Annotated in this window: 12 protein-coding genes; 8 read left to right on the forward strand and 4 right to left on the reverse strand. The window is 41.4% G+C overall.

Going from position 1 to position 13,446, the window contains the following annotated elements:
- The first annotated feature begins 193 nt into the window (after nucleotides 1-193).
- The gene (locus tag FLL45_RS09015; protein WP_142941688.1) at nucleotides 194-1,495 is read left to right on the forward strand and encodes a dipeptidase; all 1,302 of its coding nucleotides are present in this window, start codon (nucleotides 194-196) and stop codon (nucleotides 1,493-1,495) included.
- Between the two features lie 73 nt (nucleotides 1,496-1,568).
- On the opposite strand, the gene mgtE is transcribed toward FLL45_RS09015, so the two are convergent.
- Nucleotides 1,569-2,954, reverse strand: coding sequence for a magnesium transporter (gene mgtE, locus FLL45_RS09020; protein ID WP_142941689.1), 1,386 nt, complete (start codon nucleotides 2,952-2,954; stop codon nucleotides 1,569-1,571).
- Between the two features lie 324 nt (nucleotides 2,955-3,278).
- Here mgtE and FLL45_RS09025 point away from each other — a divergent pair, with 324 nt between their 5' ends.
- The gene (locus tag FLL45_RS09025; protein WP_142941690.1) at nucleotides 3,279-3,761 is read left to right on the forward strand and encodes a YajQ family cyclic di-GMP-binding protein; all 483 of its coding nucleotides are present in this window, start codon (nucleotides 3,279-3,281) and stop codon (nucleotides 3,759-3,761) included.
- 28 nt (nucleotides 3,762-3,789) lie between these two features.
- Here FLL45_RS09025 and FLL45_RS09030 read toward each other — a convergent pair whose 3' ends face one another.
- On the reverse strand, nucleotides 3,790-5,496 hold the full coding sequence (locus FLL45_RS09030; protein ID WP_142941691.1) for a GGDEF domain-containing protein: 1,707 nt from the start codon (nucleotides 5,494-5,496) through the stop codon (nucleotides 3,790-3,792).
- Between the two features lie 29 nt (nucleotides 5,497-5,525).
- Complete coding sequence (locus FLL45_RS09035; protein WP_142941692.1) at nucleotides 5,526-6,410, reverse strand: BPSS1780 family membrane protein; 885 nt, start codon at nucleotides 6,408-6,410, stop codon at nucleotides 5,526-5,528.
- 378 nt (nucleotides 6,411-6,788) lie between these two features.
- On the opposite strand from FLL45_RS09035, the gene FLL45_RS09040 reads away from it, so the two are divergent.
- A complete protein-coding gene (locus FLL45_RS09040; protein ID WP_142941693.1) occupies nucleotides 6,789-9,206 on the forward strand; it encodes a S9 family peptidase in 2,418 nt (805 codons plus the stop codon).
- Nucleotides 9,207-9,307: 101 nt separating this feature from the next.
- Here the strand turns inward: FLL45_RS09040 and FLL45_RS09045 are convergent, their stop codons facing one another.
- Entirely contained in the window at nucleotides 9,308-9,631 is a 324-nt protein-coding gene (locus FLL45_RS09045) for a hypothetical protein (protein ID WP_142941694.1), read from the reverse strand.
- A 302-nt stretch (nucleotides 9,632-9,933) separates the two neighbouring features.
- On the opposite strand from FLL45_RS09045, the gene FLL45_RS09050 reads away from it, so the two are divergent.
- The 5 genes from FLL45_RS09050 (at nucleotide 9,934) to FLL45_RS09070 (ending at nucleotide 13,427) form a co-directional block, all read left to right on the forward strand.
- Complete coding sequence (locus tag FLL45_RS09050) at nucleotides 9,934-10,725, forward strand: tetratricopeptide repeat protein (protein WP_185964389.1); 792 nt, start codon at nucleotides 9,934-9,936, stop codon at nucleotides 10,723-10,725.
- 5 nt (nucleotides 10,726-10,730) lie between these two features.
- Nucleotides 10,731-10,967 (forward strand): DUF1653 domain-containing protein, encoded by a 237-nt coding sequence (locus FLL45_RS09055; RefSeq protein ID WP_142941696.1) that lies wholly within the window; start codon nucleotides 10,731-10,733, stop codon nucleotides 10,965-10,967.
- A gap of 72 nt (nucleotides 10,968-11,039) precedes the next feature.
- Entirely contained in the window at nucleotides 11,040-11,615 is a 576-nt protein-coding gene (locus tag FLL45_RS09060; protein WP_142941697.1) for an RNA polymerase sigma factor, read from the forward strand.
- A complete protein-coding gene (locus FLL45_RS09065) occupies nucleotides 11,612-12,190 on the forward strand; it encodes a hypothetical protein (protein WP_142941698.1) in 579 nt (192 codons plus the stop codon). Before FLL45_RS09060 ends, FLL45_RS09065 begins: the two co-directional genes overlap by 4 nt.
- Before the next feature lie 202 nt (nucleotides 12,191-12,392).
- On the forward strand, nucleotides 12,393-13,427 hold the full coding sequence (locus FLL45_RS09070) for a hypothetical protein (protein WP_142941699.1): 1,035 nt from the start codon (nucleotides 12,393-12,395) through the stop codon (nucleotides 13,425-13,427).
- Nucleotides 13,428-13,446: the final 19 nt, after the last annotated feature.

Raw genomic sequence — 13,446 nt, forward strand, 5'->3', positions numbered from 1 at the left:
ATTTGACAACACATTTTGTAAAAGGCAAAGTGTTGTAAAAGATTAAGTGATGTAAAAAGCTACCCGATCGAAAAAGCAACGAGATCGATAAAGCAACAAGATCAAAAAAACACGCGACTATAGCGGTACTGTTGTTTAGTTGACCTTATCGCAACAACCGATAAATCGCAAAGACTTAAGGGTGAAAATAATAATGACTAAATTACCAATAAAAAACATTCCATTTCAACTGGCAAAATCGCTAGCAATCGGACTTACTATTGTATCACTCGCGGCTTGTCAGCCTGGTGAAAACAGCCAAGAAAAAAATACCACTGCTGCCGATACTTCAAATAAAAAGCCTGTAACTGAGCAACGCTCATCTCAAGTTTCGACTTCTGCCGCTGAACTTGCGCAAAAATATATTATTGCCGATCTTCATGTCGATGTTCCTTATCGCTTAGAAAATAAGTTTGAAGATGTCGCTAAGGCTACGGAAAGTGGTGACTTTGACTACCCAAGGGCAGTCGAGGGTGGATTAAATGCGCCTTTCATGTCGATATATATTCCCGCGAAGCTTCAAGAAGAGGGAGGCAGTAAGGCGTTAGCTGATAAGTTGATTGATGGGATCGAAAAGTTAATAACCGATTCCCCAGATAAATTCGCACCAGGTCGCTCAGTTGCTGAGGTCGAAGCTGCGTTTAAAAAGGGACTGATTGCATTACCGTTGGGTATGGAAAATGGTAGTCCATTAGAAGGAAAACTAGAGAACCTCGAACATTTTTATAAACGTGGAATTCGCTATATTACTCTGGCACATTCTAAAGCCAATCATATTTCTGATTCTTCCTATGATGAAAATCGACCAGCCAAAGGTTTGACAGAATTTGGCAAGAAGCTCATTACTGAAATGAATAACATCGGCATAATGATCGATATCTCGCATGTCTCGGATGAAGCGTTTTTTCAAGTTATGCAATTGAGTAATGTTCCCGCAATCGCCTCTCATTCTTCAGCAAGACATTTCACACCAGGATTTGAACGAAACATGAGTGATGACATGATTAAACTGCTTGCAGAGAAAGGTGGCGTAATCTTCATAAACTTTGGCTCGACTTTTGTTTCTCAAAAATCACGTGATAATTGGGACAAATATTCTGCTGCCCGTAAAGCGTTTATGGAAGAAAACAAGGTTGCTCAAAACAGTGAAGAAGTGAAGCAGTTTACCGCGGAGTATCGTCAAGCCACGCCATTTGAGTTTGCAACAACAGAAGACGTTCTCGACCATTTTGATCATGTCGTCAAGTTAGTTGGGATAGACCATGTCGGTATCGGTTCTGACTATGATGGAGTCGGCGACAGTTTGCCGACAGGTTTGAAAGATGTGTCGACTTATCCAAACTTAATCCAAGGGTTAATAGACCGTGGCTACAGCGAACAAGATATCGCTAAAATATTATCCGGTAACTTGATGCGAGTTTGGAAGCAAGTGGAAGACTACGCGGCTAATAATTAACATCGATTGTACCGATAAAATATCAGCCTTCATGCAGTAGGGTGAAGGCTTTTTACAATAAAGAAACTGTCGTTTATAAGAAAAATACAGTAGCTAGACCGAGAAAGGCGAAAAAACCAACCATGTCAGTGACGGTGGTTAACACAACACCGCCCGACAGCGCTGGGTCGATATCCATTTTAGTCATCATTACCGGTAATATCGCGCCAAAGGTAGCACCTGCGATTAAGTTGATTACCATTGCGCCGGCAATAGTAATACCCAGGTAGGTGGCATGTTCAGAATGTTGCACAAAGTGAAACCATAAAAATACGCTCATCCCAACAACCAGCGACCATAGTAAACCATTCAATACTGACACGCCCAACTCTTTCATCATCAACCAGCGAAAGTTGTTATCGCTTATGTGACCAACACTCATCCCTCGGATAACGAGCGTTAAGGTTTGCGTACCGGCGATACCGCCCATACTTGGGACGATAGGTTGCAAAATCGCCAATGCTGTCACTGCGGCGATTGTCTCTTCAAATACGCCAATAACGCTTGCAGCGACCATCACGGTGATCAAATTGATACCTAGCCATACTGCCCGCCGTTTAGCACTCGTTACAACCGGGGCAAAGGTATCGTCATTCTCATCAAGCCCAGCCATACTCATCAACGAGTGATCGGCATCTTCGATAATAACGTCAACGACGTCATCGATGGTGATACGACCGAGAAGCTCACCATCTTTCCCAATAACTGGCGCAGAAATTAAATCACGTCTTTCAAAAACACGTGCCACCTCATCATCAGGTTGGTCAACAGGGATCGGGTGGATATCTTTTTCCAGAACCTGCTCAACAGTTTCGTCTGGTTGGCTAGTGATTAGGGTCGATAAGCTGACAGAGCCGATAAACTTGTCTTCAGAGTCCACCACATAAATACAATCGGTTGCTACTGGCAATTCGCCTTTCATGCGCAAATAACGGAGCACCACTTCAATAGTCACCAATGGCCGCACGGTGACCAAATCGGTGTTCATTAATCCGCCAGCAGTATCTTCTGGATAACTAAGCGCATGCTCGACGCGATGTCTGTCTTGCACCCGCATTGAGGCGAGAACTTCTTTTACAATCTTATCGGGCAGATCACCAAGTATGTCCGCTTGGTCATCGACTTCGAGATGTCGCGTTGCAGCAGCGAGTTCCGCCGGTTCCATATTCGCAGCATATTCGTTTCTGATCTCATCATCCAAGAATTGCAGGACTTGTCCTTCACGTTCCGTATTAATGAGACGCCAAAGAATATTTCTTTCTTTGGGCGGAGTCGATTCTAAAAAGTGTGCAACATCTGCTGCGGGTAATTCATTTAGCATCATTCGTACTTGCATAAACATGCCGCTCTGGAGCGCTTCATTTAAGCGCTGGAGCTGATCACTACTGTGTTCATTTTCAAAGTGTTCCAGTATTGGCATTGTTTGTCAGGTTTGTGTTAGCTAAATAGAGAAGGACAGTCGACCGCGTAAGGTCTGGCGAAATTATCACAAGTTATTGAAAAACTGTCCAATTTTTCTTTGTTATAAATCTAAGTATAGGCGGTTTTGACTATTTCGCGTGACAAACTTGTGAACGATAAAGCAACTCATGATAAGTCGGTATTCTTGTGGTATGAGAAATTTTTGAATCTCAAAAACAAACCTCTCTTCTTAGGACTGACGAGCTAGCCTTTTAAAATGACATATGATAAAACATCCCAATCTTTTTCAAAGTTAACCACTTTACACTTGTAGGACGCAAACATGCCATCATTTGATATTGTCTCCGAGCTTGATACACATGAATTATCGAATGCCGTTGACCAAGCCAACCGCGAAGTATCGTCACGTTTTGACTTAAAGGATACCGGCGCAAAATTTGAGCACCAAGATAACTTGGTAAAGATTACTGCCGAGGGTGACTTTCAAGTCAAACAGCTGCGAGATATTTTACGAGGTAAATTAGTTAAGCGAAATATTGATCCTAATTGCATGGACCCAAAAGATATCGACATCACCGGTAAAATTGCGAGACAAGATATCGTCATAAGGGAAGGAATTGACCAGCCTTTAGCGAAGAAAATTGTTAAGTTGATCAAGGACTCAAAGATGAAAGTACAGGCCTCTATCCAAGGGGACAAGGTTAGGGTAAATGGTAAGAAACGGGATGACTTGCAACAAGCCATTCAGTTAATAAAGCAGGCAGAACTTGAGTGGCCTTTGCAGTTCAATAATTTTAGAGATTAATCAAGCTTTACAGTCAGTAAAGGCATAATTAAGCAGTGCTAGCGAGTAGCGAACTTTGTCTTAACAAATGATACTGTTGAGACGAACTGCTTGCTTTAGCTAATGCGTAGTTTGCATCCTGAATGATGTGAGACACCGACATATGAAGTTCCGGGTTGTAAATAACGCCTCCTATCCTGGCATCGACATAGAGCTCAATATCTTTATTAATGGGCTGTTGAATATTGATGAGTTCATCATAGATTCGTTGTAGATTACCTTCGGCAAACTCTTCTTTGGTTATCGACGAGGCGACACAAAACTGTTCATCGCTGAATCGGCAAATAAGGTCATAGGGTCTTAGGACTTTAGTGAGTGAGTTGCTGACAGTTGAAAGCAAATGATTGCCGATACTGTAACCGTAATTAATACTAATCCGTTTTGCTTGTTGTATGTCAATTACCGCTACAAGCAGCATGCCGTCGCCACGGTTACAGCGTTGCATTTCTTCAGAGAGTCGTTGGAAAAATGCGGGGCGAAGAAGCGTTCCTGTCAAATGGTCATAAGTAGAGCCTTTAAAATAATGCCAGTACTTATGGGTGAGGATTAAAGTAAAGGTGATTGATACGAGTGCTGATACAATAGGGACTATAGCTGGCCGCTGGACTAAATTTAGCTCGAAGGAACCCGCCGAATACATCAGTGAGTCATAGCAAAGTGTCAACCAACCGAAAGCACTGGTGGTCATCATTAACCATGCGTATCGTCTTTGTTTATGGGCCGCAATGAATAGCGCGCTACCAGCGACAAAGAAATTGATAATGATTAATAGCCAATAGTTGATTTCAGCTAATTGACGCATTTGAGTTGCATCTGGCCAAATAATCATGACGAGTCCCGAGACCCCCATAACATAAAGACCAATCGCATAGATACGCCGAATTTCTAATTCGAAGAAATGAAAAAGATAAAGTGATAAGGATATTATTGCAGCATTGAGCATGAATATTTCAAGTTTAAACAACGAACTTAAATCTAAATCAAGATGCACTGGTAGATTCGAGCGAGCTATAGATAGTGATGCGAGCGAGAGTAAGAAAAACATAAAATACAATGTTTCATAGTTTCCCTTAAGGACAATAAAATAAAAAATCGGGAAAACCATTAGCATGATTAAAATAGCGGAGATGACAACAAAAACGTAATCTTGCTCTTGGATGTTTTCATTAAAGGCGACAAAGTTACCGATCATCGGCGCGGCAGTTTGAATTCCTGGTCGCTGGCGAGAGCTATGAGTGATGATTTCAATGCGATTAAACTGGTTATATTTGAGGATTTCGTTAGGAATAAAATAAACTCTTTGCCGTCGATAGGCAGATTCAAAGTTTGGAGGAAATTGTCCCATGTTGCCTATTTGCTGTTCATTAATGAGGACCTTATCTGCGTCATCAATATTTTTTATCCAAATACCGAGCGGTTGAGATTTTAGTTCACTCGAGATAATAAACTCCTTTACGTAACTTTGGTGGGTTATAGAAGGGGGGAGTTTTTGAGTTAATTCAGGTAACTTTTGTTGTACGCAATCTCTGCTACTCGATTCAAAATGCAGACACACAGTCCACCCATGCGATAATTCAACGGGAATATTATTAACAAGTTGTGCGCCAAGTATTGGTTGAGTTGCGGTTAAGATGAGAATACTGAAGAGACATTTTAATCCCGCTAGATTTAATCCTGCTAGATTGAGAATCTTCATAAACTTGTTGCCTGTCAGTCTGAGCTTTTTTAAACAATTAAACTATCTGAGTTTTCGTCAATATCAACATCGTCAGAGTTTTCTTTTGGATGATTTAACCCGGGAAAAATATCTTCAAAAGATGTGTAAATTGACGCAATCAAAATACTATTAAAAATAAGCATCAGTAAAAAGTTAAGAAAAAGATTTAGAATAGGGAATAACAACCCTACTAGCGATACAATAATTGATAGAAATAAAATTCCAAACACGCAGACAATGCCATAAATTAAAAAAGGCAAAGAGTTAAACGCACAAGCCTTTAAACTTTTCATCATCGCTTCTACTGGCTTTTCATGAAACAAAACGGCTAACGCTGGCGCAAACCAAAAAGCCATCAATACCGGAATCAAAAATCCCATTGAGATAAGTGTTGGCATTAACAATGACTTCATTAATTGCATTGCGGCTTGTTGGTCATTAGCAACCTGTTGAATTTCTTCGTTAGTTGGAAACTTAAAGCCGAGTAGCTCACTGAAGCTGAGGCCGATCATACTACTAATAAATACGCCACCGAAATACAATAAACCAATAATGCACAAGGTTGCGGTATTAGTCTCGAATCCTGCGAATAAATGCTGGATATGAAATTTTTTGTACTGATAGAGCTGATGACTGCCTATCATCAGACCACCAAGATAGAGCGAAGTGAGCATAAATGAAGCTGGCGCAAGGGGAGGTATTAAGCCAATAACTAACAGAACGAGGATAAAAGTAAACAGCAATAAAATCGAGCAGCTTAACCAAGCTCCCGGGTTGCGTTTGAATAATACTATCGCCCTTTTTATCCAGAGAATACCGTTGGCAGCGGGGACGATCCGATATTCGGTATCTAAAGTTGGACGTTCTGAATTTGGTAACTGCGCTTCAGTCACTAAAATTAACCTCTAAATTATGCCGTTTTATCTATCAAAACCTGTCGCTATCTTACTTTTGTCAGATCCCGAACACAAGAATTCTGAAGATTTAATGCATTTACACAAGCGTTTACAAATTAATTCGCTTTAAATGCCGATTAACCCCCCTTAATCAACTCGTTCCATTGGGCGGTGACTAGCCACTTGTTTCTCAATAGTGATATGCTTTTGAGCTAATTTTTAGGGTGGCTGTCAAACGGTGATGGATTAGCCTTCAATAGGGTCGATTGATCAATGAATGCAGGCTAATCGATTAAAATTAATTTAACCTCTGGATTAAGTAAAATCTGAGTTGAGACTACCCATAAATCTTAACCTTCTAATGAGGCGCCTAAAATGCGGTTAACAAAATCAATAATAGGGATGACCCTGGCATGCGCGAGCATGGCTATTTTGGCAGATAAGCCTGTCAACTCAACCATTGTCAATAACGACCTTACAATGAACAAGATAATGGCAGACCCCGATTGGATGGGGAATGCGCCTAATAATCCCCGCTGGAGTCACGACGGCCAGTCAATTATTTATTCTCAGAAAGTTGTCGGTCATACCCACCGACAGGATTTTAAACTTCAATTAGGTGCTCAATCTATTGAAGCGATACCGGTAGAACAAGCTTTATGGACCGCAAGTCAAAGTGCTGCCAAAAGTACCGATAAGTCGCAAGGTGTATTTATATACCAAGGAGATGTTTATTGGACTAATTATCAAACGGGAGAGATTAAAGCGCTGACTGCTGATGAAGAGTCTCAATCCCGTGCTCAGTTTATTGATAACGATAAAGTCAGCTATTTTGAAGGACGTAAAGTATTTGTTTATGATCTAGCCAGCAAATTAAGTACACAAATCGCTGAGTTTAAAACTCAAGTTGACCCAAACAAAGAGAAGAAAAAGAGCTATCTCGAGCAAAGCCAACCAAGACTTTTTCAATACATCGATAAAAAACAAAAAGAAGATAAATTTCAGAAAGAACGCCGCGAGAAAAACAAACTGTCTAAAAATAAAACTTTTTATTTAGGTTCTGGAATTGAAATCAGTACATTTCGTTTGTCTCCAGACGCCAATTGGATGGTGGTTGGAACGATAAAAGCAAAGTTGTCAGGCGAAGCGGATCATATGCCTGAGTTTGTCACCGGATCGGGCTATGTTAACGATCGCAAAGTTAGGCCACTAGTCGGAACATCCAAGCCTCGAAATGAAACTTTTTATCTTTTCGATTTAGTAAATCATAAACGATATCCCATAGACACCGCGAACTTACCGGGTATAAATGATGACCCCTTAGAGGACTTGAAACAGTCGTCAGCCAAAAAAATCGGCTATAAATACCAAGAGTTACAGGGCCCGAGGGCCGTATACGCATACAATTGGCGAGCTAACGGTGGCGTGGAGTGGACCCGAGATAGTCGTAAGTTTTCAATTTTGCTCTACTCTTACGACAACAAGGATCGTTGGCTTGTTGGGATGGATACTAAAGATCAGAAATCCAAAACGCTTCATTGGATGTCTGACGAGGCGTGGATTAACGACTGGACATTTAATGAATTTGGTTGGTTACCTGATAATCAAACCGCTTACTACTTATCCGAAGAGGATGGTTATTCACACATTTATATTAAAAAAGGCAAACGCAAGGCTCGTCAATTAACTGAAGGAAAGTGGGAAGTCAGCGACCTGACAATCTCGCAAGATGGACAAAATATTTACTTTAAAGCAAATAAGAAACATCCAGGTATCTATGAAATTTATCGAGTGTCTACCAAAGGCGGCAAGATTGAAGCCTTAACAGATTTGGGAGGGGTGAATGATTATGTGTTGTCGCCAAAAGAGGACAGGCTGGTTATTCGCCACTCCACTACGACGCAATTGCCAGAATTATTTTTAGTGAATATTGCTGATAAACAGGCGCCGGTAAAACTCACCAACACTTCAAGCGAAGCTTTTAAAGCCATCGAATGGAACAAGCCAGAAATCGTTGAAGTGCCTTCAAGTAAAATCAAACGGAACATATACAGTCGATTCTATCAGGCCGAAACCAATGCGAGAGATGGCGAAGACAAAAAGAAACCTGCGGTAATTTTTGTACATGGTGCAGGATATTTACAGAATGCCCATCAAGGCTGGTCGGGTTATTTTCGCGAATTCATGTTCCATAACTTACTCACTAGGCAAGGCTATGTTGTTTTAGATATGGATTTTCGGGCTTCGAAGGGGTACGGCCGAGATTGGCGAACGGCCATCTACCGACAAATGGGGACCCCTGAACTCGAAGATCTTGTCGACGGGGCTAATTGGCTTGTGGAAAACCATAATGTTGATCCGAAACGCATTGGTATATACGGCGGATCTTACGGTGGGTTCATGACCTTCATGGCATTGTTTAAAGAACCCGAAGTATTTGCCGCAGGAGCGTCACTTAGGCCCGTGACAGATTGGGCACATTACAATCATGGTTACACTTCAAACATACTCAATACGCCAGAGGTTGACCCAGAAGCTTATGAAAGAAGTTCGCCCATCGAATTTGCTGATGGACTGAATAAGCCGTTATTGATTGCTCATGGCATGGTGGACGATAATGTGTTCTTTAAAGACAGCGTTAGGTTGGTACAAAGATTAATTGAGTTAGAAAAAACTCGTTACTTCGAAACCGCTATCTATCCCGTGGAGCCTCATGGTTTTAGGGAGCCTTCGAGCTGGTTAGACGAATATACGCGCATTCATCTGTTGTTTGAGCGTCACCTCAATCCATAGTTAATCAGCGCCTTATCATCGCAACCAAACAAGAAAGCCAGCGTTAGCTGGCTTTTTAATCGTATTATTATTGTCTGTTATAGTTGTTTGATACGGCTTTGTTAACAGTCAGCGTAGGTAACGGTTTTAGTTGAAGCTCGATAGCTGTCTTGTTTTTTCAGAAAAGCAGAATACTTATGTTCAGACATAATTTCTCGAATAATGCTAAACATCAGCGCATCAGTCGGTTGATTGGAATACTTATCGGTTAGGTAAGCTTGAACGGGTTTTAGCCAATCGGGCCACACGACTTTAAACCGACCATTGTCCTCAAACATCTCCACACCATTGGAAAATAATTGATTGTGAGAACCGGCTTCCTCAACGGCCTGATGGACAGTATCCCAAATAAACTGAATATCTTGCGGTAATAAGTCTGCGTGCATTACTAGGTGTTATCGTGTTAATCATTTGTTGATGAGGAGTAAAAATCTCAGTGTTGAATTGCTTTCCGCGAGAGAATACAAAAACGCGCATAGTATAGGGTATAGCTATTTGAGATAGTAGGTAATATTACCACATGGAGGCTAATCAACTGTTTGAACCTCAAGCATCTTGTTCTCTACCCCACATTGTCTCAGTTTAAACAGGAGAATATTTTAAATAGAAGGTAAAATGCTCTTTAGTCAATTATGATTTGATGGTTAAATCGTTCAATAAACTCTAAGTAATGAGCGCAGTTTTACTGATGAAATTTAAACTAGGCATTTTCTTTGTTATTACCCTTTTGTTGACTGTTGGGTGCACCGATGAAAGGGAAGTCGAATATGATCTGCTTTCTGATTGTGAAAACCATTTTCAAGCGACCAGTTATAAGGTCGCGGTTGAGGTTTGTACCGAGGCTGCTGAAAATGGAATTACCGAAGCGCAATGGCTGCTGGCGAATATTTATGAGTTCGATCTCACGGGAGAGGGCGCCGATCCTGACAACGCGTTTAACTGGTATTTAAAGGCCGCAGAAGGCGGTCATATGCGCGCTCAAACATTGGTCGGTGAATCCTATCTACATGCTACTGGAGTAACCCAAGACTTTGAGCAAGCTTTTCAATGGCTGAACAAAGCTGCTCGCAACGGGGATCCTAATGCTGAGTTTAATATTGGTTATATGTATTTTGCCGGAAAAGGGCGAAACAAAGATATTAGCGCCGCGTTGTCTTGGTATCGTAAAGCTGCTACCAAAGACCATTTGATGAGTATCAACAACCTTGCATGGATCTATGCGACCAGTAAGAAAAAGACAATTCGTAGCGCGAAAAAAGCCCAGTACTGGGCGGAAAAGCTGGTAATCAGTGACGATAATCGATCCGTTTTCCTCGATACCAAAGCGGCTGCTTATGCCATTGCAGGCGATTTTATTAAAGCGGTAGAGTTACAGAACGAAGCGATTGCTAATTTGCCAGAGGAAGTCGAAGAGAGTCAGTTGCTCGAATTTCAAAAGCATCTAGAAAGTTATCAACAGGAAAAGCCTTGGGAGGAATGAATCCGATGGCGTCAAACTTAGACCAACGAGAGCAACTCAAAGGCCGCTACCGCCATTACAAAGGCGCTGAATATATTGTCTTGGGGACTGCTTACCATAGCGAGACTGAGGAGCTAATGGTGGTTTATCAGCCCGATTATGGTGATAAGAAACTCTGGGTCAGACCTTTTGATATGTTTAACGAAACTATCGAAGTAGCTGGCAAGCAGGTAAAGCGCTTTTCACTGATTGACCAAAAATAAACATTCAATCTGTAAGAAATCTGAAATTGGATAGACTAATAACATTAAACCCACTTAAGGACCGATTGACGATTGATTTCATCTACCATGCACGGCGTTTACGATTATCGACGTGTCGAGTTTTCTTCTATGTCGCTTAAAGAGAGGCGAGAATACGATCGCTTTTTTGAGGCAACCTTGTCGGAACACCATGGGGTTATTTCTCGTGTTGTCAGCAGTTACGAAAGAAATAGCGCCCTTCAAGAAGAGTTGTATCAGGAAATCTCTGTTGCACTGTGGAAAGCACTTGCTAAATTTGATCATCAATCGAGTTTAAAAACCTACATATTAAGCATTGCTCACAAAAGAGCTGTTTCACACGTCGCCAAGTATGTTAAAGAGCCTCGCTCGGTGGAAATATCAGAATTAGAACTACCGGGTCGTGACTGTCCGAGCGATGAAATGACTCAATCGCAGAGGATGTCGCAACTAATGGCCGCTATTTATCAACTCGCGCTGGGTGATCGACAGCTTGTAACCCTCGCACTAGAAGGCTTAAGTTATAAAGAAATTGCCCACATTTTGGGGATAAGCGTGAGTAATGTGGGGGTTAAATTGAACCGCGCAAAAACCAAACTCAATCAGTTATTAGAAGAGGTCAAAGTATGAATGATCCGTTGAAAGATTGGGACAAGCTACAGGCCGAATGGCAAACTTACCAACCCGACATTCAGCAAATAAAAAAGAAAATCAACTGGGTAACGCTCAGAATGATAGCGGTTTTAGCTATCGATGTGGTTGTGCTCGTCGGCTATTTTCCGTTTATTTATTACTTTTTAGACTTTTCTATGGATAACTGGATAGAAAATAGTTGGCATGGCGTTATCGGAATACTACTGTTCATTGGGGTATATCTTGATTTCAAAATTCGTTTGCCGATTCTTCGAATGTCAGGAGAGTCAACTAAGGAAATATTAGCCTTTTATTTGAAACGAACTCGGGCGGGCGTTGTGATAGGTCGATATGGCGCGGGGTTTTCTTGGTTACTTTTAGCAATATTTACGGTTTGGTTTGCGGCTAACCTCTTCCTTGTTGCCCAACCAGCGAAAGAATTTAATTGGATGTTCGCTGCGTTTGGTATTGTGTGGATTTCAGGTGCGGCTTTGTTATGTCATTGGTATGCCAGTAAGAAACAAAAAGAATATCTTAAGCTGAAGCAACTGTGGCGTGACTTTATTGATTAGCTGCGCTTCTTTTCAAGCGATTCGAAGCGCAGTAAATCTGGGTATCATCCCTAAGATTATTAATATTAATCATCTCCTAATCTATTGAAATATAAGCAGTTCAAATTACTTCAAAGTCTCTCAAATTAAATTCAAGCTTGTCGTTGATTATCGCTTTAGTCTTGTTGTCGTTTAAGACTGACAAGAAAACGAGGAGATAACAATGGGTCGCTTTAATCAGCTTTTTTTATGGGGACTAATGATGGTGAGTGCATCAGTGCAGGCTGCCAACGAGTGCAGGGTTCAGTACAAGTACAAAAATTCAACTGGGAATGAAACCACCAAAACTGTAAACATAAACGCAGGCGAAACAAAAACGCTTAATATTGATCGCTTGGTTTATCTTAAGAATCTGAAAACGCGGGAAGTCAATGCTTGGGTAAATAACTATCAAGTTAAGCTCGGTAAAAACGTCGTCGATCCTGCTAATGGATTTCATCTAGCGCGAGTTAGACTGAAAAAAGTGAAATGTTTGAGCAGCAATCCGCAACAGCCAATCGATTTAGTCGTTCAACAGTTTAAAAACGCTGGAAAGTCAGCCTCGTTTATTGCGCGTCATCTCAAAAACAGCTTGCGTCAAAATGAACGTCAAATCGCGAGCTTATTGAAGAATGTTCGATTCACAACTCAACAAATTGTTATCGCACTGAAAAGTGCAGGATATTCTCATTTAGCGGTCGGTAATGTATTAAAATCGGTACTCAAGGTTGGCGCCAAAACTGCAGCCATTGTATTAAAAGGTGCTGGCTACAGTTTGATTAATGTGGCAGACGTACTCAAAGTCGTTTTTAGACAAACCGAACAACGAGTGGCCTATTGGTTGAAGCAGGCAGATTACACCCAGCGTGAAGTCAGTTTCTTTTTGCTTCGTCATGCACTAATGGCTGCTCATGTTTATTTCACAACCATGATCAACCTTTACAATGCGAGCGCAGACTTTGTTGTCGGCGCCGCGAAACAAGCAAACCGAGGGGCAACTGAAGTCGCCAAAGCGTTAAGCGATGTTTACCGCTTATCCACTTCACGAATTGAAAGTATCCTTCGGCGAGCGGGTTATAGTTTGGTCGATATTGGCGAAGCGCTTGAGCAATTTGCTGAATCCGATAATTCAAGTACCAAAAGCAACTCGCGTCGACCTAAAAATCAGCCAGTAAATTGTCCCAAGGGAAAAAGAATGGTCAATGGCCGCTGCATATAATCGGTTTACTAGCAAAGAT

The organism is Aliikangiella marina (genome assembly GCF_007004765.1).
In the GTDB taxonomy this organism is placed as follows: Bacteria; Pseudomonadota; Gammaproteobacteria; order Enterobacterales; family Kangiellaceae; genus Aliikangiella; species Aliikangiella marina.